Below are 23,233 nucleotides of genomic sequence, written 5' to 3'. Positions count from 1 at the left end.
GGCCCGCGCATGTTCCCCGGACTTCGGCTAGAGTGCCCGGACATCCCTGCCGAAGCCCTGCCATGAAGCCCATCCACCTCACCCTGATCTGCCATGCTCGCACCGAGGCGCAAAGGGTGGGGCGTTTCGCTCTGGATAGTGAGCCGTTGCTGGAGTTGCCCTCGCTTGTGCCTGAACCGGCGGTGCGCTACCTCAGCGCACCGGAGCTGCGCGCCCGGCAGACGGCCGAGGGCCTGAGGGCGACGGTTGATGAGGGGCTGCGCGACTGCGACTTGGGCACCTGGAAAGGTCAGCCGCTCAAGCATCTGGATGAGGCCGCGTTGCAGGCGTGGCTGAGCGACCCCCATGCCACGCCTCACGGCGGCGAATCGCTGGCCGCGCTGTGCGAGCGTGTTGCCCACTGGATGGACAGCGCCCTGGGCGAGGGCGAATGGACCGCCGTCACCCACCCCTTCGTCATCCGCGCCGCAATGCTGCATGCGCTGGGCGCGCCTCTGCAATCCTTCCACCGCATAGATGTGCAGCCCCTGGCCAGTGCGCGTTTCAGCCACTACGGCCAGTGGCGGGTGCGACTGGCCTAGCGCCGCACCAACGCCGGCACAACACGAACGTAGACCAGCTCGCTGACCAGCTCCACCAGCGTCTGGGTAATCACCGCCGCTGCCGCCAACGCCCGGATCGACTCAGGCAGCGCCAACGCCAGCGGCAGCACCACCAGCGAATTACGCGTGGCGGCGCTGAAGGTCACCGCCCGGGCCTCGCCTGTGGACAACTTGAACAGCCGCGCCGCAAACAATCCGAGCAGCGGCGCCAGCAAAGCGAAACCGACATACACCGGCACTACCGGCAGCAGGTCGTCCAGCCGGCTGGCGACCACGCCGATCTGCGAGGCGATCACCGCGATCAGCACCAGGGCCATGGCCGGCACCGGCAGCCACGTCCAGGCATCGTTCCACTTCGAAACCAGCGCAGAGCGCCGGGCCCCGGCGCTGGTGGCGACGGCCAGCAGCAGGGGCAGCGCGATCAGCAGCACGAAGGCTTCGACGAATGGCGCCACGGAAATCTCCACATGGCCGGCGCCACCCAGCATCAACGCCAGGTACAGCGGCAGCAGCGCCAGTTGCACCAGCAACAGCACCGGCGTGGCGGCCAGGGTCAGGCGCGCGTCGCCCTTGCCGAGGTGGGTGAACACCACCACATAGTCGATGCACGGCGTCAGCAGCACCAGCAGGGCGCCGACCAGCACGGCGGGGTGTTCGACCAACCCGCGGGTTCCAGCCCACACCAGCAGCGGCACCAGCACGAAGTTGGCCAGCAATAGCGCGCCCATGAAGCGCCGGTTGCCAAGCCCTGCGCGCAAGTCGAGGAACGGGATTTGCAAGAACATCGCGTACATCAGCACGGCGATGGCCGGGGTCACCAGCGCTTCGAGCGCGCCGGCGGCGCCGGGTGCGAGCAGGCCGAGCACGGCGGCCAGCGCTACGGCGATGAAGTAGAGGGGGATCTGGTTTTGCTCGAGTTGCGCTCTGTCCACGGGCTGCCTGGCATTTCCGACTGGATTACTGGGGCGGGCAGGTTACTATCCGGCGCAGTCCATAGGGAGTGATTCGATGCGAATTCTGGTGGTCGGTGCAAGCAAGGGATTGGGCCAGGCGCTGGTGCAGGGCCTGGGTGGGCATGGCGATACGCTGATCGGTGTGTCGCGCAGCAGGCCGGTGGCGTTGCCGGGCGCGGTGCAGTGGATCGAGGCCGACCTCGGCCAGCCGCGCCAGGCCGCGGCGATCATCCATGAGGCGGTGGCAGACGGTGGGCTGGACGTGCTGGTGTACAACGTCGGCATCTGGGAGGCGCGGGCCTTCGAGGAAGGCTACAGCTTCCTCGATGATGGCGAGGCGCAGATCGAGCGCATGGTCGACACCAACATCACCGCGCCGCTGCTGCTGATCAAGCGCCTGCTGCCGCTGCTGCTGCAGAGTGCCCGACCACGGATCATCCTCACCGGTTCCACCTCCGGCCTGCCGGGCAGTGGTCGCCCGGAGGTGACCTTCGGCGCCAGCAAGTTCGGCTTGCGCGGCATCGCCGAAAGCCTGCGCGAAGGTTTCCGCGAACAGGGCCTGGGGGTGAGTTGCCTGAACCTGGGCTACCTGAACACCGAGGATGGCCTGGACGTGCCGCTGGCCGAGGCCGAACGGCGGGGCGAGGACGCGCTGATCCCGCTGCACGATGTGGTGCAGGTGTGCCGGATGATGCTGAGCCTGTCGTCGGCCAGCTATGTGCGCGACATCACCTTGCCGGCGCTGCGCGACGAGCGCTTCTGAGCTGCGAGGGCGCGCACTGATGTTGAAAAGGCCCGACAGGGGAACCTGTCGGGCCTGGGCGAAGGTCTCAGCTGACCAGGCAGATCGCCCGCAGTTTTGAGCCTTCGCGCACTTGCGTGGTGGTATCGCCGAGCCATTGCTGGGTATCGGTCTTCTGCTGTTTGGAGAACACGTCTTTGACGTTGTTCCAGCTTTCCACCGACAGCTGGTAGATCGCCTGGGACAAGGTGTAAGACGATTGGAAGGTGATGGTGCCCTTGTGACTGGACGCCTTGATGGTGAATTCGCTGGCGTACAGCATGAAGTTCACCGAGCCGCTGTCGCCGGTTTGCAGGATGTTCTGGTTGAAGTTCGACTGGCGCTCGGTCTGCTCGGAATAGGACAGTGCCGCATTCACCAGGCTGCTCAGGGACTGTTTGATCTGCTCGACATCCTGGTTCTTCAGGCCGATGAAGCCTTTGACGAATGAGTCGACCAGCGCGTTGGCGTCATGGCTTTTTTGCTGGATCTGCGTGACTTGCGCTGCCAGCAGGGAAAGGAACGGGATTTCCGCGATCTGCTGGGTGAAGGCGATGAAGTGCTCACGGTCACCGGCGGACTTCGGCTTCTGGTCGGTCGGCTGGTCCAGTGGGTTGTAGCCGGAGCGTCGGCGGGCAATGTCGATGGCCGTCTGCAGGCCTTCGTAGATGCTCACTGGTGCGCTGCCGGGGCTGACGTTGGCGTCCGCATCCTTGGCATAGCTGCCGGTCGCCGTGCCCTTGGCCGGGCTGAAGAAGGGGTTGATGGCATCCGCGCCGCTGCGCATGGATTGGCCAGTCGCCGTGAGCAGTTGGCGGTTGTAGTCCTGCGCGAAAATGTTGCCGCGCAGCGCGGTGGATTTTGCATTCGCCTTGGTTTCCGTCAGCCAGGCGTGGGCACTTTCTTTTTCCGATGGAATTGCTCCTGGAGCGTGCATGTCAAATCCCTTTAGCAGATTTATTTATAGGGTCGATTGCGTTTGAACTTAAGCAGTTCAGGGAGTGCCTGACACAGGTTAGAGGGCGCCTTGAAAGTGTCAAAGTGTTGTTTTGGTGGCAGTCGGAAAGTAGGGGGCGCTGGCGAGAGTATTCGAATTAATGGCGCAGCTGCTTATCGTGAGGGGTTAAGTTGATGAGACGTTAAGTGTTCATTTGAATATGTTTGTTTCTTTTATGAGCTCTTTAAAGCTGCACTATTAATTACAACTAGTGCTTCTGGATGGCGATTGTTCAGGGTGGGCAACAGGTCTTCGGGGCCGCTTCTGCGGTCCATCGCCAGCGGGCCGGCTCCCACCGCAACAGCGCATGGCTATTGGGCAGTGCGAACGGGGTGGGAGTCGGCTTGCCGACGATGGGCTGCAAAGCAGCCCCAAAGCCGTCAGGTCAGCGTTCGATTGCCAGGGCCACGCCTTGGCCGCCGCCGATGCATAGCGTCGCCAACCCTTTCTTCGCATCGCGCTTGATCATCTCGTGCAGCAGGGTCACCAGCACCCGGCAGCCCGACGCGCCGATCGGGTGGCCCAGGGCAATGGCGCCGCCATTGACGTTGACCTTCGCCGCATCCCATTCCAGCTGCTTGCCCACCGCCAGCGCCTGGGCGGCGAAGGCCTCGTTGGCTTCGATCAGGTCAAGGTCGGCGAGTTGCCAGCCGGCCTTGTCCAGGCAGCGCTGGGTTGCCGACACCGGGCCGATGCCCATGATCGCCGGGTCCACGCCCGCGCTGGCGTAGGCGACGACCTTGGCCAGCACCGGCAGGCCCAGGGCCTTGGCCTTGGCGGCGCTCATCAGCAGCACGGCGGCGGCACCGTCGTTGAGGCTGGAGGCGTTGCCGGCGGTGACACTGCCGTCCTTCTTGAACGCGGCGCGCAGTTTGCCCAGGGACTCGGCGGTGGTGCCGGGGCGTGGCTGCTCGTCGGTGTCGAACACCAGCGGCTCGCCTTTTTTCTGCGGGATGTGGATCGGGGTGATCTCGGCCTTGAAGCGGCCGGCCTCGATGGCGGCCACGGCCTTGCGCTGCGACTCGGCGGCGAAGGCGTCCTGCTGCTCGCGGGTCAGGCCGTACTTGTCCACCAGGTTCTCGGCGGTGATGCCCATGTGGTAATCGTTGAAGGCATCCCACAGGCCGTCGCTGATCATGCTGTCGACCAACTGGCCGTGGCCCATGCGCTGGCCAGTGCGTGCCGAGGGCATCACATAGGGCGCCAGGCTCATGCTCTCCTGGCCACCGGCGATCACCACCTCGGCGTCGCCGCAGCGGATGGCCTGGGCGGCCAGGTGCAGGGCCTTGAGGCCCGAGCCGCAGACCTTGTTCAGGGTCAGGGCAGGTACTTCGTAAGGCAGGCCGGCCTTGACGGCGGCCTGGCGGGCGGGGTTCTGCCCGGCGCCGGCGGTGAGCACCTGGCCGAGGATCACTTCGTCGACCTGGGCCGGGTCCAGCTGGGTCTGGGCCAGCAGCTGGCGGATCACCGCGGCGCCCAGTTCCACGGCGGACACGTTGGCCAGGGCCCCCTGGAAGCTGCCGATGGCAGTGCGGGTGGCGGCGACGATGACGACTTCGTTCATTGTTGTTCTCCAGGATACGAGCGTGATCGTCACAGCATCCGCGCCCGGGGCTTATTTGAGAAGTTTGTTTTTCTTTGCCATTGATCCGAAATTCAAATGAATGATCGGGGTCGCGGCATGCCTTCATTCGGTCAGGGCCAGGTTTGGCCGCTCTCGTGAGCCTGGGGCCGCATGGCGGCCCTTTGCCGTTCAGCGCACGGTGCTGGCCTGGATCGCGGTCAAGGCGATGGTGTGCACGATGTCGTCCACCTGCGCCCCGCGCGGCAGGTCGTTGACCGGCTTGCGCAGCCCTTGCAGCATCGGCCCGAGGCTGACGCAGTCGGCGCTGCGCTGCACCGCCTTGTGCGTGGTGTTGCCGGTGTTCAGGTCAGGGAACACGAACACCGTGGCGCGCCCGGCTACCGGGCTGGCGGGCGCCAGCTGTCGGGCGATCTCGGGGTTGGCGGCGGCGTCGTACTGCAACGGGCCGTCGATCAGCAGGTCGTGCTCGGCCTGCTGCGCCAGGCGCGTGGCTTCGCGGACCTTCTCCACCTCCTCGTCGCTGGCCGCCGAGTCGCTGGAGTAGCTGAGCATCGCCACCCGTGGCGCGATGCCGAACGATTCGGCCGACTCGGCGCTCTGCCGGGCGATCTCGGCCAGTTCGGCGGCGCTGGGGTGTGGGTTCATCACGCAGTCGCCATACACCAGCACCTGGTCGGGGAACAGCATGAAGAACACCGAGGACACCAGGCTGCTGCCCGGCGCGGTCTTGATCAGTTGCAAGGCCGGCCGGATGGTGTTGGCGGTGGAATGCACCAGGCCCGAGACCAGGCCGTCGACTTCACCGAGCGCCAGCATCATGGTGCCGATCACCACCGGGTCTTCCAGCTGCTGCTCGGCCATCGGCGCGTTGAGGTTCTTGCTCTTGCGCAGGTTCACCATGGGTTCGACATAGCGGCCACGGATCACCTCGGGGTCGAGCACCTCCAGGTCCGGCGGCAGGCTGATGCCCTGGGCGCGGGCCACGGCCTGCACTTCCTCGGGCTTGGCCAGCAGCACGCAACGGGCGATGCCCCGGGCCTGGCACAAGGCCGCGGCCTGCACCAGCAAGGGCTCGGCGCCCTCGGGCAGGACGATGCGCTTGTTGGCCTGCTGGGCACGCTGGATCAACTGGTAGCGGAACACCGCCGGTGACAGGCGCAGCTCGCGTGGCGTGCCGCAGCGCTGGTGCAGCCAGGCGGCGTCCAGGTGGCTGGCGACGAAGTCGGTGATGAACTCGGCGCGCTCGCGGTCGTCCACCGGGATCTCGCGGTTCAGCGAGTTGAGCTGGTTGGCGGTGTCGTAGGAGCCGCTGCTCACCGACAGGATCGGCAGGCCGGCCTGCAGGGCGCCGCGGCACAACTCGAGGATGCGCGGGTCGGGCTTGCTGTCGCTGGTCAGCAGCAGGCCGGCCAGGGGCACGCCGTTGATCGCCGCCATGCACACGGCGAGGATGATGTCGTCGCGGTCGCCCGGCGTCACCACCAGGGTGCCGGAGGTCAGCAGCGGCACGGTGTTGGCCACGGTGCGCGCGCAGATGATGATCTTGCTCATGCGCCGCTGGTCATAGTCGCCGGGATTGAGCACCTGGGCGCCGAGCAGCTCGGCCACGTCGCGGGTGCGCGGGGCGTTGAGCTCGGCCTGGTAGGGGATGCAGCCGAGCAGGCGGAAGTCGTTGCCGCGCAGCAGCGGCGAATGCTCGTGCAGGCGCGTGGCGAAATCGGCCATGCTTTCGTCGGTGCGCACCTTGTTGAGGATCACCCCCAGCACCTTCGGGTCGCGCGGGCCGCCGAACAGCTGGGCCTGCAGCTCGACGCGGCCGGACAGCTCGCTGAGCACCTCGTTTTCCGGCGCCGACACCAGGATCACCTCGGCGTCCAGGCTCTTGGCCAGGTGCAGGTTGACCCGGGCGGCATAGCTGGCGTGGCGGGTGGGCACCATGCCCTCGACCACCACCACGTCCTTGCCGACGCAGGCCTGCTGGTACAGGCGGATGATCTGTTCGAGCAATTCGTCGAGCTGGCCGTCACCGAGCATGCGCTCGACATGGCCCAGGCTCAGGGGCGTCGGCGGCTTGATGCCATGGGTGCGGGCGACCAGTTCGCTGGAGCGTTCCGGGCCGGTGTCGCCGGGGTGCGGCTGGGCGATCGGCTTGAAGAAGCCGACTTTCAGCCCGGCGCGCTCCAGGGTGCGCACCAGGCCCAGGCTGATGGAGGTCAGGCCGACACCGAAGTCGGTCGGCGCGATGAAAAATGTCTGCATGCGTGCTTCTCGGAATAAGCGGTGCAAGGAGTTCAGCGGCCAAGGGTAGCGCTAACGGCACCTTGAGCGCACCAGCCGCAGGGGAATACCTGGCCGATGCGCCGGGCGCGTTCGTTGGCATCGAGCACCCAGGGCCGGGCCTGCCACGGCGGCTGGTGGCGCAGATGCTGGGTGTGGCCGCAGGACAGCTCGACCACCCAGTGCCGCTCTTCGTCGAGGTGGAAGCCGGTGATCCGACTGATGGGCTGCTGTTGGTCCGCGCCGGGTTCGCAATCGGCCGATGCGTTGGTTACACTTGTTCGTTCTATATTCTTTTGCAAAAGGTCTTGCCCCATGCTGATCGCCGCCAACAAGGCTGTCTCCATCGACTATACCCTCACCAACGACGCTGGTGAGGTCATCGACAGCTCCGCCGGTGGTGCGCCGCTGGTCTACCTGCACGGTGCCGGCAACATCATCCCGGGCCTGGAAAAAGCCCTGGAAGGCAAGCAGGCTGGTGAGGAACTGACCGTTGCCATCGAACCCGAAGAAGCCTACGGCGAGTACTCCGCCGAGCTGGTCAGCACCCTGAGCAGCAAGATGTTCGAAGGCGTCGACCAACTGGAAGTCGGCATGCAGTTCCACGCCTCGGCGCCGGACGGCCAGATGCAGATCGTCACCATCCGCGACATCGACGGCGACGACGTGACCGTCGACGGCAACCACCCGCTGGCTGGCCAGCGCCTGAACTTCAAGGTCAAGGTTGTCGACGTGCGTGACGCCAGCGAAGAAGAAATCGCTCACCGTCACATCCACGGTGAAGGTGGCCATCACCACTGATTTTCTGCGCTAAGCTCAGAGAGTCGCCAGGCGCTCGGGCAAGCCGGACTTGCCCTCCTCGGGAGGGTAGACGGTTTGGCCGCGCGCCTTTTTCGTGGGCGGGATTCGCCCCTGCGGCAATCGGAACCTGAGAGGGGATTTCATCATGAGTGCATTTCACGACCTGACGTTGAAGGCGCTGAACGGCGAGGACCTGCCCCTTGCACCGTTCAAGGGCCAGGTGGTGCTGGTGGTCAATGTCGCCTCCAAGTGCGGCCTGACGCCGCAATACGCGTCGCTGGAAAAGCTGCACCAGCAGTACAAGGGCCAGGGTTTCAACGTGCTCGGCCTGCCGTGCAACCAGTTCGCAGGCCAGGAGCCTGGCAGCGACAAGGAAATCCAGGACTTCTGCAGCCTCAACTACGGCGTGAGCTTCCCGCTGGGGGCCAAGCTCGAGGTCAACGGCGCGCAACGTCATTCGCTGTATCGCCTGCTGGCGGGCGAAGGCGCCGAGTTCCCCGGTGACATCACCTGGAACTTCGAGAAGTTCCTGGTCGGCAAGGATGGCCGGGTGCTGGCACGTTTCGCCCCGCGTACCGCGCCAGACGACCCGACCGTGGTGCAGGCGATCGAGAAAGCGCTGGCCTGATCACGGGTTGCCCAGCGCCGGCCCGCCGGCGCTGGGCAACACAGCCCCGGGCAACCTAGAACTCCACGGACGTCTGCACGTACAGCGTGCGCGGTTCACCCACGTACTTGCCCTTGTTGTTGTCGTCGAACGAGCGGGTGTAGTACTCGCGGTTGAACAGGTTCTTCACCCCCACCGCCACCTTCAGGTTCGAAAGCGCAGGCCCGAAGTCATAGCCGGCGCGGGTGCTGACCAGCATGTAGCCGGGGATGCGCCCGGTGCTGCCGTCGGCACTCTCGCTGGCGGTGTTGGCGTTGTCGGCGTACTGGCTGCTCTGGAAGCTGCTGTCCAGGTTCAACTGCCACGGGCCTTCGGTATAGCCGATGCCCAGCGTGCCCTTGTGGCGCGACGAGAACGGCACCTGGTTGCCCTTGTTCGGGCCGTCTTCACGAATGGTGGCGTCGACGAAGGCGTAGCCGGCATGCACATCGAAACCGGCCAGGGCCGGGCTCAGGCCGTCGAGGGCATAGCGCACGCTGGTCTCGATGCCCTGGTGGCGGGTTTCGCCCCGGGCGATCACCGAGTCGTTGGTCTGGTTGCTTTCGTACTGGTTGTCAAAATTGATCAGGAACGCGCCGATCTCCGCCTGCAGGTCGCCATTGTCGTAGCGGGTGCCGACTTCCCAGGTGCGCGCCTTCTCCGGTTTCACCTCGCCACTGCTGACCCGGTTGGGCATCTGGCTGTACTGCACGCTGCCGAACGAACCTTCGGTGTTGGCGTACAGGTTCCAGTTGTCGGTGAGGTGGTACATCACGTTCAGTGCGGGCAAGGCGGTGTTGTAGCTGCCCTGGTACTGCTGGCCGTTGAGCTTGTTGCTCTGCCGCGAGTCGATCATCTCGTAGCGGATGCCCGGGGTGATGGTCCAGCGGCCGATGTCGATACGGTCGTCCAGATAGATCGCGTGGGCTTCGGTGCTGCCACGGGTGTCGCGGTCATTGCGGCTGGCGGTGGTCGGCAGGGCGCCGTTGACCGGCTCGCGGTAACGCAGTTCATGGCCGGCTTCGTTGACGTAGCGGTAGCCGACGCCCAGCTCGTGCCAGCTGTCGCCCAGAGCCAGGCCCTGCGAGAAACGCGTTTCGATGCCGCGCACCCAGTACTCGCGCGGCGACAGCGAGACGAAGCTGCCCTGGTCCAGGTAGCCGCTGCGCAGGGTCTTGGTGAAGAAGCTGTTGACGCTGAACTGGCGGTCGTCCTGCTTGTAGTCGTAACCGAAGTTGAACAGGGTGCGACGGCCCCAGAACTTGTCCTTCAGGCGCGTCGACTGGTACGGATCGGCGTCGAAGTCTGCCGTGCTGAGGCCGCCGGGCATTTCAGCCTCGCCCTCGTAGTACTGGGCCATGGCGTGCAGGCTGTTGGCGTCGTCCAGTTGCAGCTTGCCCTTGAGCATTAGGTCGTCGATCTGCGTGTCGCTGTGCTCGCGCCAGTCACTGCCACGGGTGCCGGAGTAGAGCAGGGCGCCGCCCAGGCCGTTGGTGTTGGTGCCGCCGATCAGCAGGTTGGCGCTGTTCTTCAGGCCATCCTGGCTGGACGACGGGCTGAGCTGGTTCTGCATCGCCGCCTTGAAGGTGGCCTCTTCGGGAATGGCGCGGGTGACGAAGTTGACGATGCCGCCGACGTTCTGCGGCCCGTAGCGTACCGCGCCGCCGCCGCGCACCACGTCCACGGCGTCCATGTTGCCCAGGCTGATCGGCGCCAGCGACAGCTGCGGCTGGCCGTAGGGGGCGAAGGGCACCGGGATGCCGTCCATCAGCACGGTGGAGCGCGAGGCCAGGCGCGGATTGAGGCCGCGGATGCCGAAGTTCAGCGCCAGGTCGTGGCTGCCGGTGCCGTTGTTTTCCGGGGCGTTGACGCCGGGGATGCGGTTGAGCACTTCGCGGGCACTGTTGGCGCCATTGCGTTCGAAGTCGTCGCGGCGTACCACGTCGCGGGCACCGGGGTGCTCGAAGACGTTGTCCTGGCGGGCCTCGGCCAGCCAATCGCCGACCACGGTCGAGGCGCCCAGCTCGACCGGTGCATTGCCGCCCGTGGCCGGCAGCGGTTGCAGGCTATAGGCATTGTCGACCTCCTTACGCGCCTGCAGGCCACTGCCGCGCAGCAGGGCGTCCAAGCCCTGGCCGACCTCGTACTGGCCTTCCAGGCCAGGGCTGTCCAGGCCTTGGGTGAGGCCGGGGTTGAACGAGATCAGCGCGCCGCTTTCGCGACCGAACTGGTTCAGGGCCTGTTCCAACGTGCCGGGCGCGATATGGTAGTCGCGGGGCTCGCCGGCCAGGGCGAACGGGGCGGCGAGGATCAGGGCGTAGGCGAGGGGACTGAGGCGCAGGGGCATGTGACGGAGGTCCTGTGACAAGGGGTTCTGCCTTCTCTGTCACGCGAGGTTCGCGAAATGGCTCAACGGATATGAAATAAATGTGCGCTGGCACCGCTCTTCGTGCGAGCGGGCTTGCCCCGCGATGGCCATGTGTTGCCGCTCGCTTGTCTCTCAGCCGGTTGACGCCGCCTCGAGCGACACCCAGTACCGGGTGAACCGTCGCACCTTCACCGGGAGTGTCACCTCCAGCATTTGCAGGATCCGTTCACTGTCGGCCAGTGGATACGACCCGGAAATCCGCAAGTCGGCGACGCTTTCGCTGCAGCCCAGTTGCCCGAGCCGATAACGCCCAAGCTCGGCGAGAAAATCGCCCAGGCGCATCTGCGACACCACCAGCATGCCGTCTACCCAGGCCGCGCGGTTGGGGTCGAGCGGCGCGATGGCCTGCCAGCCGCCCCCGGCAAACCGCGCCTGGTGGCCGGCCAGCAGCGGTGTTCCGGCCACGCTGGCGCTGCCGCTGAACACCGAAACCAGGCTGAAACCGTCGAACTGGCGCACATCGAAGCGCCCGCTTTCCAGGCGCAGTTCGCCCTGGGCCGTGGCCAGGCGCAGTGGACGGGGATCGTTTTGCACCTCGAGCAACAACTCGCCCTCCTGCAATCGCACCCGACGCTGCTGGCCGTCGAAACGCACATCGGCGGCGCTGCGGGTGTTCAGGTGCAGCTGGCTGCCGTCGTCGAGGGTCAGGCGACGGCGCTGGCCGACCGGGCTGCGGTAGTCGGCCATCAGCCCGGGCAGCGGATTGTGCTGCTGCAGGCCCAGCCCGGCGGCACTGGCCACGCCGGCCAGCAGCAAGACCTTGAGGGCGCGGCGCCGGGCGGGTGAGGGTGGTGCCTGCAGGGTGGCGTGGACCACTGGCGCGGTCACGCCGCGCAGGCGCTGGTTGACCTGCTGGATATGCGCCCAGGCGCGCTGATGCTCGCTGTCTGCCTGCAGCCAATGCTGCAGGGCCTGATGCTGGTCGAAATCGGCACTCTGCGACTCGATCAGCCACTGCACCGCCTGTTCGGCGATCTGCGCCGAGAACGTGCTGTTCACAGGGCGAAGTAGCAGCGCAGGGCTGCCTTGTGCAGGTAGCGTTTGACCGTGGCCAGGGAAATGCCCAGCTCGCGGGCGATCTCGCCCTGGCCCAGGCCATCGACCTGGGCCAGCAGGAAGGCGCGCTTGACCAGCGCCGGCAGGCCGTCCAGCAGGCGGTCGAGCGCCAGCAGGGTATCGAAGATAAGGGCTTTGTCTTCCTCGCTCGGTGCCACCTGTTTGGGCACCTGGGCCAGGGCCTCAAGGTAGGCGCGCTCCAGTTCCTGGCGGCGGAAATGGTTGCACAGCACACGCTTGGCCACGGTGGTGAGGAACGCACGGGGCTCGATCAGTTGCGGCGCTTCGCGGGCCTGGAGCAGGCGCACGTAGGTGTCCTGTGCCAGGTCGGCGGCACTCTGCGGGCAGCCCAGGCGCCGTCGCAGCCAACCGGTCAGCCAACTGTGGTGGGCGAGGTAGAGGCCTTCGACGGTGGAAGAGAGGGCGCTGGGCACCGATGCGACTCCGGCGCCGGATAGCGCAACTGGAAGTAAGAATTGTTCGCATTGTATTCATGCCGCTGGTGTTCGGCAATCGCTGCCGACGCAAGGCATGCGACCGCTCGCGCCGCCATGCTTTGCTTATGAGAATTGAAATCATTAGTATTGCAGCCCCAATTCCCGGACCCTCGCCATGAAGAGCAAAGCTGCCGGCCTTCCCCTGAGCTACCGCCTGGCCGTGACCTCACGCAGCCTGGCCGCGCTGCTGGGTGGCTACCTGCTGGCGTCGATGGCCAGTGTCTGCATCACCCTGCTTGCGCCGATGACCCAGGCCGACGCGACGATGACCGGGATGATGCTGTCATTCGTCTTCTACCTGATCGCCTTCATCTGGTGCTTCGCCTGCCGCAGCGCCTGGCGCGCCTGGCTGGGCATGCTGCTGCCGAGCCTGGTGCTGGGGCTGATCAACGCACTGGCCTACTGGATGAACCTGCCATGAAAGAAGGCTTCCGCCAGGCCATGGCCTGGCTGCACACCTGGACCGGCCTGATTTTCGGCTGGCTGCTGTTCGCCATCTTCCTCACCGGGACGCTGTCGTACTTCAAGGACGAGATCAGCCACTGGACCCAGCCCGAGGTGCAGAGTCACCCGCTGGACCCGGTAACCAGTCTTGGCCTGGCCCAGCGTTACCTCGAAAGCAATGCCGGCCATGCCAGCACCTGGTTCATCCGTTTGCCCAGCGAGCGCGAGGCGGCGCTGAGCGTCAGCTGGCGCGACCCGAACGGCGGTGGGCGCCGTGGCTTCACCGACAAGGAGCTCGACGCGCGCACCGGCGAGGCGGTCGAGGCCCGCGACAGCCGTGGTGGCGAGTTCTTCTACCGCTTCCACTTCCAACTGCAGATGCCGCACCCCTGGGGGCGCTGGCTGTCGACCTTCTGCGCCTTCATCATGTTGCTGGGGTTGGTCACCGGGATCATCACCCACAAGAAGATCTTCAAGGAGTTCTTCACCTTCCGCCCGGGCAAGGGCCAGCGGTCCTGGCTCGATGGTCACAACGCCATCGGTGTGCTGGTGCTGCCGTTCCACCTGATGATCAGCTACAGCAGCCTGGTGATCTTCATGTACATGGTCATGCCGGCCAGCATCCTGGCCAGCTACGGCGACAGCAGCGGCTACTTCAACGATGTGTTCGGCCGCGACGAGGTGCCCGAGGCGGTTGCCCAGGCCGCGCCGCTGGCGCCGTTGAGCGACCTATATGCCAAGGTCCAGGAACAGGCGCCCGGGGCGCGCATGGGCTACATCCAGGTGCACAACCCCGGTGACCGCAACGCCCGGGTCACCTTCACCCGCGCCTCGGCCGACAGTGTCGCCTACCAGCGCAGCGCCATCTGGACCTTCGATGGCGTCAGTGGCGAGCTGCTGCGCCGCGGCGCGCCGGAAAGCGCGGCGATGACCACCTCGTTCACCTTCGTCGGCCTGCACATGGGCAACTTCGCCGGGCCTTGGCTGCGCTGGCTGTACTTCGCCTTCGGCGTGGCCGGCACCGCGGTGATCGGCACCGGGCTGGTGATGTGGCTGGGCAAGCGCCAGCTCAAGCATGCCAAGAGCGCACGCATGCCCGGCGAGCTGCGCCTGGTCGAAGTGCTGAACATCGCCAGCATGAGCGGCCTGTTGCTGGGCGTGGCGGCGTTCTTCTGGGCCAATCGCCTGCTGCCGGCAACGCTGGAAGGGCGGGCCGACTGGGAAATCAACGGTTTCTTCCTGGCCTGGGGCGCGTCATTGCTCCACGCCATGCTGAGGAGCGGGCGCCGCGCCTGGGGCGAGCAACTGACGCTGGGCGCGCTGGCGTTCGCCTTGCTGCCGTTGCTCAACGCACTGACCTCCGACAAGGGGCTGGATCACTCCATCGCCGCCGGTGACTGGGCCATGGCCGGTTTCGACCTGACGGCCCTGGCCACCGGCCTGTTCCTGGCCTGGGCCGCCAGCAAGATGCTGCGCGCGCCCAAGCCGGCCGCCAAGCGTGCGCCCCGCGCCGCCAAGACGGTGGAGGCGAGCTGATGCTGGGAGTTGCGCTGATGGGCTTCGCCGGTTTCGCCGGCCTGTGCCTGGCCATGGAAAAGCACTTCAACGACCTGCTCGGGCGCAAGCCCACGGCCAGCCAGCAGCGTGCCATGCGCGTCGGGGGCTGGGCATTGCTGCTGTTGTCGTTGGCCCTCGCCGTGCAACTGCGCGGTTGGGCCTTGGGCCTGGTGGAGTGGATCGCCGTGCTGATGGCCGGCGTGACGCTGTGGGTATTCGGCTTGCCCTACGTGCCGCGCCTGCTGCTCGGCCTGGCCGCCGCCAGCCTGGTGCTCGGGCCGCTGCTGGCCGTGCTGGCGGTCTAGGCCCTTGAGCGACTCCGAGGCCGGCGGCGGGCGGGCACGCTTCCTCCAGGTGTTCCTCGCCCAGCGCGCGCGCATGGAGGCGCTGGTCAGCCGGCGCGTCGGCTGCCGCGCCACGGCGTCGGATCTGGTGCAGGACTTGTTCCTGCGCTTCTGGCGGCGCCCCGAGGTGAAGGTCGAGGCGCTCGACACCTACCTGCTGCGCAGCGCCAGCAACCTGGCCATTGACTACCTGCGCAGCGAGGGCAGCCGCGACCGCGCTGCCGAGGGGTTGCACGACCCCGACGAAGCGCACTGCGCCCAGGCGCCCGAGCAGGCCCTGGAGGTCGACCACGACCTGCAGCGCATCGAGGCGGCCCTGCGGGCCCTGCCCGAACGCACCCGGCAGATCTTCCTGCTCAGCCGCATCCATGGTTGCACCTACGGCGAGATCGCCAAGGCCATGCAACTGTCCCAGAGCGCGGTGGAAAAGCATATGATGCGCGCCCTCGAAGCGTGCAAGGCGAGTGTTGCCGAACCCGCGTCCCCATTGCGCCGGCCAGGGAGCGCCCGTCGATGAGTGTTGAACAGCCGATCACTGCCGCCCAGTCCCAGGCCGCCCTGCGTTGGCTGGGGCGCATCCAGCAGCAGCCGGCGCAGGCCGAGGGCGCGGCGTTCAAACGCTGGTTGCTGGAGAGCCCCGCCCATCGCCAGGCCTATGCCGAGGCCCAGGCGCTTTGGCGCCTGAGCGAGGCGCCGGCGGCGCGGCTGGCGGCCGAGGAGCACCAAGGTCTGCAAGCATACCTGGAGGCCATGCGCCGGCCCGAGCGCAAGCGACCGTGGCGCGGCCTGGCGGTGGCGGCGAGCCTGGTACTGGCGTTGGGATTCGCGGCAGGCTGGCAGCCGCAGTTCTGGCTGCAGGACCTGCGTGCCGACTACACCAGCGGCGCGCAGGTGCGCCAGGTGACCCTGGCCGATCGTTCGCAATTGACCCTGGATGCCGGTACCGCCGTGGCGGTGGACTTCGCCCATGGGCAGCGGCGTGTGCGGTTGCTGCGCGGCGCCGCATTCTTCGAGGTGACCCATACCGGCGAGCCGTTCCTGGTGGATGCCCAGGGCGGCGAAGTGCGGGTGCTGGGGACCCAGTTCGAGGTGCGCGGGCAGGGTGACGGCGCGCAGGTCACGGTGCGCAGCGGGCGGGTGGCGGTGACGGCGGCCGAAGGGCAACCGGCCCGGGAACTGACAGCCAACCAGCAGCTGGCCTATGCCGGTGGTGTGGCCGCTGGGGTCGAGGCGGTGGACAGCGACAGCCGCCTGGCTTGGCGCCAGGGTTGGCTGAACTACTACCAGGTGCCGTTGGCGCAGGTGCTCGAGGACCTGGGGCGTTACTACCCGGGGCGGATCCTGCTGCTCGACGGTGAGCTGGCGCAGCGCAAGGTCAGTGGCAGTTTCCCGGTGACGGAACCGCTGGCCGCGCTGGATTCGCTGGGCAAGGTGATGGGGTTCGAGCGGCAGACGCTGCTGGGCCGGTTGACCATTTTGCGTTGACCTGAGCCGATGTCATCGCGGGGCAAGCCCGCTCCCACCAGTCCGTTCCCATAAGCCATTGCGTGGGAGCGGGCTTGCCCCGCGATAGCGTCGGAACAGCAAAATATTTCCATCAGGTGATGAGGTACCCCACGCCGGCATCCGTGTAGTGAGTGGAAGTGCGATTCATTCGCATACGATCATCCCGCCCACAGGTCCGCGTCCATGAAGTTCACCCCGCGTTGCGTCTCGCTCTGGTTCGGCCTCTGCAGCTTGTCCGCCATGGCCGTCGTGCCCCCTGCCGTGGCCGCCCAGCAGAGCCAGGTCTATGCCTTCGCCCAGCCCAGCCAGCCGCTGGCCCAGGCACTCAACGCCTTCAGCCGTACCACCGGGCAGAGCGTGGTCTATACCCTGACGCTACCGGACCTGCGGGCCCCGGCGCTGAACGGCACCTTCGACGCCGAGCAGGCGCTGCAGCAGTTGCTCGGCAACTCGGGCCTGGCCTGGCGCCGCCTCGACGCCCGCACCCTGACCCTGGAGCCGGTCGACACCTCCGGCGCGCTGAACCTGCAGGCCACCACCATCAACTCGCAGCTGGACGACTACAGCTACCAGCCGCCGGCCAGCGCCTCGATCATGCGCGGCCAGGGCGCGACCCTGGATATCCCGCAGGCCGTGAACGTGGTCCCGGCCCAGGTGATCCGCGACCAGGCGCCGCGCAATTTGGACGATGCCCTGTACAACGTCAGCGGCATCACCCAGGGCAACAACTTCGGCGGTACCGCCGACACCGTGATGAAGCGTGGCTTCGGCGACAACCGTGACGGCTCGATCATGCGCGACGGCATGCCGATCGTGCAGGGCCGCGCGCTCAATGCCAGTACCGAACGGGTCGAGGTGCTCAAGGGCCCGGCCTCGCTGTTGTACGGCATCCAGGACCCGGGCGGGGTGATCAACGTGGTCAGCAAGCGCCCGCAACTTGCGCAGTACAACGCCCTGACCCTGCGCGGCTCGACCTACGGCAGCGGCAAGAACGGCAGCGGCGGCGGCCTGGACAGCACCGGTGCGCTGGGGGAGAGCAACCTGGCCTATCGCCTGATCGTCGATCACGAGGATGAAGACTACTGGCGCAACTTCGGCGTGCACCGCGAATCGCTGGTGGCGCCGTCGCTGGCCTGGTACGGCGAGGACACCCAGGTGGTGCTGGCCTATGAGCACCGCGAGTTTCGCTACCCGTTCGACCGCGGTACCGCCTTCGGCAGCGACGGCCATCCTCTGAATACTCCTGCCACCCGCCGCCTGGACGAGCCGTTCAACGACATGGAGGGCCGCTCTGACCTGTACCGCCTGGAGGTCGATCATCAGTTGGACGATGCGTGGAAGCTGCACGTCGGCTACAGCTTCAACCGCGAGACCTACGACGCCAGCCAGGTGCGCGTGACCGGCGTGGATGAAAGCCAGGGCACGTTGTCGCGCAGCATCGACGGCACCCGGGGCGCCCTGAGCCGCGACCAGTTCGCCACCTTCAGCCTCAACGGCAGCGTCGAGCTGGCGGGCATGCGCCACGACCTGGTGGTCGGTGTCGATCACGAGGACCGCAAGGTCTACCGCGCCGACCTGATCCGCCAGAACAGCCGCTCGACCTTCAGCTACCTGAACCCGGTCTATGGCCGCGAAGTGGAAGGCACCAGCGTGCGCGCCAGCGACAGCGACCAGACCGACAAGCTGCGCACCGATTCGCTGTTCCTGCAGGACGCCTGGCACCTGGACGAGCACTGGATCCTGGTGGCCGGCGGGCGTTTCCAGCAGTACGACCAGTACGCCGGCCGTGGCCGACCGTTCAACGTCAATACCGACACCCGCGACCAGACCTGGGTGCCCCATGCGGGCGTGGTGTACAAGGTCGATGAGCGGTTGTCGTTCTATGGCAGCTACAGCGAGTCGTTCAAGCCCAACTCGACCATCGCCCCGCTGAGCATCGGCGGTGGTCGCACCCTGACCCTGGACTCTGGCGTCGCGCCGGAGGAGGGCAAGTCCTGGGAGCTGGGGGCCAAGCTCGACGTGCCGGGCGCGGTGAGCGGTACCCTGGCGCTGTTCGACATCACCAAGCGCAACGTGCTGGTGGCCGATGGCGACACCCAGCCGGGGACCATTCTCTACAGCAACGCAGGGGAAGTCCGCTCACGGGGTGTCGAGCTGGACCTGACCGGCCAACTCAGCGAGCGCTGGAGCCTGATCGGCGCCTATGCCTTCACCGACGCCGAGGTCACCAAGGACCCACAGCTCAAGGGCAACCGCCTGCAGAACGTCGCGCGTCACAGTGGCTCGCTTTCGGCGGTATACGACTACGGCAGCCTGTTCGGCGGTGATCGCCTGCGCCTGGGGGCAGGTGCGCGCTACGTGGGTGAGCGAGCGGGCAACGCGACAAACGACTTCGACATGCCGGCCTACACCGTGGCCGATGCCTTCGCCAGCTACGAAACCAAGCTGGACGAGCACAAGGTGCGCTTGCAGTTGAACGTGAAGAACCTGTTCGACAAGGTGTACTACAGCTCGGCGGTGAACCGTTACTTCGTCGCCGTGGGGGATGCGCGGCAAGTCAGCCTGTCGAGCACCTTCGAGTTCTGACGCCAACCGATGATGGGCGGCGTGGGAGCGGACGGGCCCCGCGATAGCGCCCGGCAGTCAGGCGCAGAACGCCGCCCGATACTCCCCTGGCGTCGCTCCCAACGCCTGGCGAAACCGGTTGCTGAAGTGACTGGCACTGGCAAAACCGCACAGCAGCGCCACTTCGCCCAGGGGCAGCGTGCCCATGCGCAGCAGGTGACACGCCTTTTGCAGCCGTCGGGCCAGCAGGTACTGATGCGGCGGCAGACCGAAGCTTGCGCGGAACATCCGCGCGAAGTGGTATTCGGACAGGTTGCAGCGCAGCGCCAGCTCGCCCAGCGTCAGCGCCTGGTCGAGGTGGGCCTCGATAAAGTCCACCAGTTGTCGGCGCTGGTGCGGCGCCAAGCCGCCCTTGAGTTTGAGCCCTTGGCGCAGGCCGGCCTGATTGAGCACGGCGTGGTCGATGATGTCGTGGGCCAGGCTGCTGGCCAGCAGGCGCTCGCCGGGTTCGGCCCAGTCCAGGCCGATCAGCTGGCGAAAGCGTGCGGCCTGTTGCGGGTCGTCGAGGAAGGTCGCCTCGTGCAGCTGCATTTCACGCGGCTCGCGGTCCAGCAGGCGGGTGCAGCCAAGGGCGAACTGCTGTTCGCTGATGTACAGGTGGGCCAGGCGGATCGTGCCGTTGACCACCCAGTTGGACTCATGGCCGGCCGGCATGATGCATAGCTTGCCCGGCGCGCCCTTGTCGGCCGGGCGTTGGCGGCGGAAGGTACCGGTGCCGTCGGCGATGTAGCACGACAACGTGTGGTGGCTGGGCGCCTGGTAGTCGCGGGCGTCGTCGCGGTTGCTCCACAACGCCGCCGCCAGCCCGTCGCCCAGGTGCGCGCTCAGCTCCAGCCGGGCGTGGGGCGAGGCATGCATGGCGTTGAAGACTTGCAGGTGGTCGAGTGCGGGCATGGGAGACTCCTCTGAAGGCCATCGTACTGCGGCGCGGGCGGGAAGGCAGCTGGCCGAAGAGGAAAAGCGCAAGTTTATGCAAGCGCAGGCGTGAAGCTCGGGAAGACACTGTTTGCCTGTGACGGCCATCGCGGGGCAAGCCCGCTCCCACGCCAGCCCGCCAGGGTGGCCAAAACGTGGGAGCGGGCTTGCCCCGCGATGGGCCGAAAGCCTGTTCGAGGAAGTCGCCATGAACCTGTCGCTCTACCTGCTCACCGTCCTGATCTGGGGCACCACCTGGATCGCCCTGAAATTGCAACTGGGGGTAGTCGCCATCCCGGTGTCGATTGTCTACCGCTTCGCCCTGGCCGGGTTGATCCTGTTCGTCTTGCTGCTGCTCACCCGCCGCCTGCAGCCGATGAACCGCCGGGGCCATCTGGTGTGCCTGGCCCAGGGGCTGTGCCTGTTCTGCGTCAACTTCATGTGTTTCCTCACCGCCAGCCAGTGGGTCGCCAGCGGCCTGATCGCCGTGGTGTTCTCCACCGCCACCCTGTGGAACGCGATTAATGCACGGATCTTCTTCGGCCAGAAGATCGCCGCCAATGTGCTTGGCGGCGGGGCCATGGGGCTGCTGGGCTTGGGGCTGCTGTTCTGGCCGGAGCTTTCCCATCATGCCGCCAGCCGCGAAACCCTTTATGGCCTGGGCTTGGCGCTGCTTGGCACGTTGTGTTTCTCCGCAGGCAACATGCTCTCCAGCGTGCAGCAGAAGGCCGGGCTCAAACCCATGACCACCAATGCCTGGGGCATGGTTTATGGCGCGTCGATGCTGGCGGGGTATTGCCTGCTCAGGGGGATCCCCTTCGATATGGAGTGGAACACGCGTTACATAGGCTCGCTGCTGTATCTGGTGATCCCGGGCTCGGTGATCGGCTTTACCGCCTACCTCACCCTGGTCGGGCGCATGGGGCCGGAGCGGGCCGCCTACTGCACCGTGCTGTTCCCGTTGGTGGCGTTGAATGTGTCGGCGTTCGCCGAGGGTTATCAGTGGACAGCGCCGGCGTTGCTGGGGCTGGTGGCGGTGATGGCGGGGAATGTGCTGGTGTTTCGCAAGCCGAAGCCCAGGCCTGTGGAAGGGGAGCTGGCAGTCAAGTAATGGCGCCCTGTCGCAGTCTGCAGTGGGAGCGGGCTGCGACAGGGCCGGTAGCTCGGGCGGAACGGCTCAGCCTTTCCACACCTGCGGATTCACCAGGTCCTGTGGCCGCTCGCCCAGCAAGGCCGAGCGCAGGTTGTCGATGGCCCGGTTGGCCATGGCTTCGCGAGTCTCGGCAGTGGCCGAGCCGATGTGCGGCAGGGTCAGGGCGTTGGGCAGCTTGAACAGCGGCGAATCGCCGAGCGGTTCTTTCTCGTACACGTCCAGGCCAGCGCCGCGAATGGTCCCTTCCTGCAGTGCCTCGACCAGTGCCGCTTCGTCCACCACCGGGCCACGGGCGATGTTGACCAGGAACGCGCTGGGTTTCATCAGCTTCAGCTCGCGGGCGCCGATCAGCTTGCGGGTGGCGTCGGACAGCGGCACCACCAGGCAGACGAAATCGGCTTCTGCCAACAGCTCATCCAGGCTGCGGAACTGCGCGCCCAACTCCTGTTCCAGCGCGGCCTTGCGGCTGGTGCCGGTGTACAGCACCTGCATGTTGAAACCGAAACGGCCACGCCGGGCGATGGCCGCGCCGATGTTGCCCAGGCCAACGATGCCCAGTTTCTTGCCGTGCACATCGCTGCCGAACTGCGCCGGGCCGACGGTGGCCTGCCAGTGGCCGGCCTTGGTCCAGGCGTCCAGCTCGGCGGTGCGCCGGGCACAACCCATGATCAGGGCGAAGCCCAGGTCGGCGGTGCTTTCGGTAAGCACGTCGGGGGTGTTGGTCAGGGCGATGCCGCGCTCGTTGAAGTAGTCCAGGTCGTAGTTGTCGTAGCCGACCGAGACGCTGGACACCACCTCCAGCTTGCCCGCGCCTTCGAGCTGCGCCCGGCCCAGCTTGCGGCCAACGCCGATCAGGCCGTGGGCCTCGGGCAGGGCTTCGTTGAACTGGGCGGCGATGTCGCCCAGCTTGGGGTTGGGCACGATCACGTTGAAGTCGTGTTGCAGGCGCTCGGCCATGGCCGGGGTGATGCGGCTGAAGGCCAGGACGGTCTTTTTCATCGGGCTGCTTCTCTGCAAGGCGGGTAGGGGCGGTGTCGTTGCTTAGCAACCTACCATTGTCCCCCGCCCGAATGCACCGGCTTTTTCAGTTGGCGATCAGCAGCTCGTGGGTTTTCAGGTCGGCCTCGTGGGCGGCGAGGATTTCCGGCAGCGAGTTGCGCAGGTACTCGACCCAGGTCTTGATCTTCGCATCGAGGTACTGGCGCGACGGGTAGATCGCATACAGGTTCAGCTCCTGCAGGCGGTACTGCGGCAGGATCCGCACCAGGCTGCCGTCACGCAGGCCATCGATGGCGGTGTAGATCGGCAGCACGCCCACGCCCATGCCGCTGCGGATCGCGGTCTTCATCGCATCGGCGGAGTTCACCTGGAACGGTGAGGTGGTGATATTGACCACCTCCTGTCCCTCGGGGCCGTCGAACAGCCATTTCTCCAGCGGGATCACCGGGCTGACCATGCGCAGGCAGGCATGCTTGAGCAGGTCGGCGGGCTTGTGCGCGAACCCGTGGCGCGCCACGTAGTCGGGCGATGCGCAGACGATGCTGTAGGTGATGCCCAGGCGCTGGGAGACGAACCCCGAGTCGGGCAGCTCGCTGGCCAGCACGATCGACACGTCGTAGCCCTCATCAAGCAGGTCGGGCACGCGGTTGGCCATGGTCAGGTCGAAGGTCACGTCTGGGTGCGACTCGCGGTAGCGGGCGATGGCGTCGACCACGAAATGCTGGCCGACACCGGTCATCGAATGCACCTTCAGCTGCCCGGCGGGACGGGCATGGGCATCGCTGGCCTCGGCCTCGGCTTCTTCCACGTAGGTAAGAATCTGTTCACAGCGCATCAGGTAGCGCTTGCCGGCCTCGGTCAGCGCGATGCGCCGGGTGGTGCGGTTGAGCAGGCGGGTTTGCAGATGGGCTTCCAGGTTGGAGACCGCCCGCGACACGTTCGCGGTGGTCGTGTCCAGTTGCGCCGCGGCAGCGGTGAAGCTGCCGAGCTGGGCCACGCAACTGAAAGCACGCATGTTTTGCAGGGTGTCCATGGGTCACTCTCGGTTTAGAGGACAAAATTGTGAC

The 23,233-nt window shown here is 66.5% G+C and carries 22 protein-coding genes; 11 read left to right on the top strand and 11 right to left on the bottom strand.

The window, feature by feature from the left end; translation table 11 throughout:
- Positions 1–62: 62 nt before the first annotated feature.
- The gene (locus KHO27_RS17995) at positions 63–581 is read left to right on the top strand and encodes a histidine phosphatase family protein (protein ID WP_214500579.1); all 519 of its coding nucleotides are present in this window, start codon (positions 63–65) and stop codon (positions 579–581) included.
- Here the strand turns inward: KHO27_RS17995 and KHO27_RS17990 are convergent.
- Positions 578–1,534 carry an arsenic resistance protein gene (locus tag KHO27_RS17990; protein ID WP_214500578.1) on the bottom strand — a complete coding sequence of 319 codons (957 nt, stop codon included), beginning with the start codon at positions 1,532–1,534 and terminating at the stop codon, positions 578–580. The genes KHO27_RS17995 and KHO27_RS17990 overlap by 4 nt on opposite strands.
- Positions 1,535–1,610: 76 nt before the next feature.
- Here KHO27_RS17990 and KHO27_RS17985 point away from each other — a divergent pair, with 76 nt between their 5' ends.
- Positions 1,611–2,318 carry an SDR family oxidoreductase gene (locus KHO27_RS17985; protein WP_214500577.1) on the top strand — a complete coding sequence of 236 codons (708 nt, stop codon included), beginning with the start codon at positions 1,611–1,613 and terminating at the stop codon, positions 2,316–2,318.
- 67 nt (positions 2,319–2,385) lie between these two features.
- Here the strand turns inward: KHO27_RS17985 and KHO27_RS17980 are convergent, their stop codons facing one another.
- From KHO27_RS17980 to KHO27_RS17965, 4 genes are all read right to left on the bottom strand, one after another.
- Complete coding sequence (locus KHO27_RS17980) at positions 2,386–3,273, bottom strand: hypothetical protein (protein WP_023631032.1); 888 nt, start codon at positions 3,271–3,273, stop codon at positions 2,386–2,388.
- A gap of 445 nt (positions 3,274–3,718) precedes the next feature.
- Positions 3,719–4,897 carry an acetyl-CoA C-acetyltransferase gene (locus KHO27_RS17975; protein ID WP_214500576.1) on the bottom strand — a complete coding sequence of 393 codons (1,179 nt, stop codon included), beginning with the start codon at positions 4,895–4,897 and terminating at the stop codon, positions 3,719–3,721.
- A gap of 189 nt (positions 4,898–5,086) precedes the next feature.
- Positions 5,087–7,177: a phosphate acetyltransferase gene (gene pta / locus KHO27_RS17970; protein ID WP_214500575.1), complete on the bottom strand. Its 2,091-nt coding sequence runs from the start codon at positions 7,175–7,177 to the stop codon at positions 5,087–5,089.
- A gap of 32 nt (positions 7,178–7,209) precedes the next feature.
- Positions 7,210–7,512: a DUF3565 domain-containing protein gene (locus tag KHO27_RS17965; RefSeq protein ID WP_214500574.1), complete on the bottom strand. Its 303-nt coding sequence runs from the start codon at positions 7,510–7,512 to the stop codon at positions 7,210–7,212.
- Here KHO27_RS17965 and KHO27_RS17960 point away from each other — a divergent pair.
- The gene (locus KHO27_RS17960; protein ID WP_046854201.1) at positions 7,511–7,996 is read left to right on the top strand and encodes an FKBP-type peptidyl-prolyl cis-trans isomerase; all 486 of its coding nucleotides are present in this window, start codon (positions 7,511–7,513) and stop codon (positions 7,994–7,996) included. The genes KHO27_RS17965 and KHO27_RS17960 overlap by 2 nt on opposite strands.
- 145 nt (positions 7,997–8,141) lie before the next feature.
- Complete coding sequence (locus tag KHO27_RS17955; RefSeq protein WP_102682126.1) at positions 8,142–8,624, top strand: glutathione peroxidase; 483 nt, start codon at positions 8,142–8,144, stop codon at positions 8,622–8,624.
- 55 nt (positions 8,625–8,679) lie between these two features.
- Here KHO27_RS17955 and fecA read toward each other — a convergent pair whose 3' ends face one another.
- From fecA to KHO27_RS17940, 3 genes are all read right to left on the bottom strand, one after another.
- Complete coding sequence (gene fecA / locus KHO27_RS17950; protein WP_214500573.1) at positions 8,680–10,989, bottom strand: TonB-dependent Fe(3+) dicitrate receptor FecA; 2,310 nt, start codon at positions 10,987–10,989, stop codon at positions 8,680–8,682.
- A gap of 153 nt (positions 10,990–11,142) precedes the next feature.
- The gene (locus KHO27_RS17945) at positions 11,143–12,069 is read right to left on the bottom strand and encodes a FecR domain-containing protein (protein WP_214500572.1); all 927 of its coding nucleotides are present in this window, start codon (positions 12,067–12,069) and stop codon (positions 11,143–11,145) included.
- Complete coding sequence (locus KHO27_RS17940) at positions 12,066–12,560, bottom strand: sigma-70 family RNA polymerase sigma factor (RefSeq protein ID WP_110700011.1); 495 nt, start codon at positions 12,558–12,560, stop codon at positions 12,066–12,068. The genes KHO27_RS17945 and KHO27_RS17940 overlap by 4 nt, the downstream gene beginning before the upstream one ends.
- A 178-nt stretch (positions 12,561–12,738) precedes the next feature.
- Between KHO27_RS17940 and KHO27_RS17935 the strand changes: the two genes are divergently transcribed.
- From KHO27_RS17935 to KHO27_RS17910, 6 genes are all read left to right on the top strand, one after another.
- On the top strand, positions 12,739–13,044 hold the full coding sequence (locus KHO27_RS17935; RefSeq protein WP_094011745.1) for a DUF3649 domain-containing protein: 306 nt from the start codon (positions 12,739–12,741) through the stop codon (positions 13,042–13,044).
- Positions 13,041–14,603, top strand: coding sequence for a PepSY-associated TM helix domain-containing protein (locus KHO27_RS17930; RefSeq protein WP_214500571.1), 1,563 nt, complete (start codon positions 13,041–13,043; stop codon positions 14,601–14,603). The genes KHO27_RS17935 and KHO27_RS17930 overlap by 4 nt, the downstream gene beginning before the upstream one ends.
- The gene (locus KHO27_RS17925) at positions 14,603–14,929 is read left to right on the top strand and encodes a DUF3325 domain-containing protein (protein ID WP_110700007.1); all 327 of its coding nucleotides are present in this window, start codon (positions 14,603–14,605) and stop codon (positions 14,927–14,929) included. Before KHO27_RS17930 ends, KHO27_RS17925 begins: the two co-directional genes overlap by 1 nt.
- A gap of 4 nt (positions 14,930–14,933) precedes the next feature.
- Complete coding sequence (locus KHO27_RS17920; protein WP_250888375.1) at positions 14,934–15,485, top strand: RNA polymerase sigma factor; 552 nt, start codon at positions 14,934–14,936, stop codon at positions 15,483–15,485.
- Complete coding sequence (locus KHO27_RS17915; RefSeq protein WP_214500570.1) at positions 15,482–16,453, top strand: FecR family protein; 972 nt, start codon at positions 15,482–15,484, stop codon at positions 16,451–16,453. The genes KHO27_RS17920 and KHO27_RS17915 overlap by 4 nt, the downstream gene beginning before the upstream one ends.
- A 204-nt stretch (positions 16,454–16,657) precedes the next feature.
- Complete coding sequence (locus KHO27_RS17910) at positions 16,658–19,060, top strand: TonB-dependent siderophore receptor (RefSeq protein ID WP_111532072.1); 2,403 nt, start codon at positions 16,658–16,660, stop codon at positions 19,058–19,060.
- Between the two features lie 57 nt (positions 19,061–19,117).
- On the opposite strand, the gene KHO27_RS17905 is transcribed toward KHO27_RS17910, so the two are convergent.
- Positions 19,118–19,993 carry a helix-turn-helix domain-containing protein gene (locus KHO27_RS17905; RefSeq protein WP_110700001.1) on the bottom strand — a complete coding sequence of 292 codons (876 nt, stop codon included), beginning with the start codon at positions 19,991–19,993 and terminating at the stop codon, positions 19,118–19,120.
- A 229-nt stretch (positions 19,994–20,222) separates the two neighbouring features.
- Here KHO27_RS17905 and KHO27_RS17900 point away from each other — a divergent pair, with 229 nt between their 5' ends.
- Positions 20,223–21,125 (top strand): DMT family transporter, encoded by a 903-nt coding sequence (locus KHO27_RS17900; protein WP_111532073.1) that lies wholly within the window; start codon positions 20,223–20,225, stop codon positions 21,123–21,125.
- Between the two features lie 66 nt (positions 21,126–21,191).
- On the opposite strand, the gene KHO27_RS17895 is transcribed toward KHO27_RS17900, so the two are convergent.
- Positions 21,192–22,166, bottom strand: coding sequence for a 2-hydroxyacid dehydrogenase (locus tag KHO27_RS17895; RefSeq protein WP_214500569.1), 975 nt, complete (start codon positions 22,164–22,166; stop codon positions 21,192–21,194).
- An 85-nt stretch (positions 22,167–22,251) separates the two neighbouring features.
- Positions 22,252–23,199, bottom strand: a complete 948-nt coding sequence (locus KHO27_RS17890) for a LysR family transcriptional regulator (RefSeq protein ID WP_110699994.1) — start codon at positions 23,197–23,199, stop codon at positions 22,252–22,254.
- Positions 23,200–23,233: the final 34 nt, after the last annotated feature.

Origin of the sequence: Pseudomonas sp. RC3H12, assembly GCF_018596375.1 — a bacterium.
Lineage (GTDB): Bacteria > Pseudomonadota > Gammaproteobacteria > Pseudomonadales > Pseudomonadaceae > Aquipseudomonas.
The sequence above is the reverse complement of the archived record's forward strand: the minus strand, read 5'-3'. Positions and strand labels throughout refer to the sequence as shown.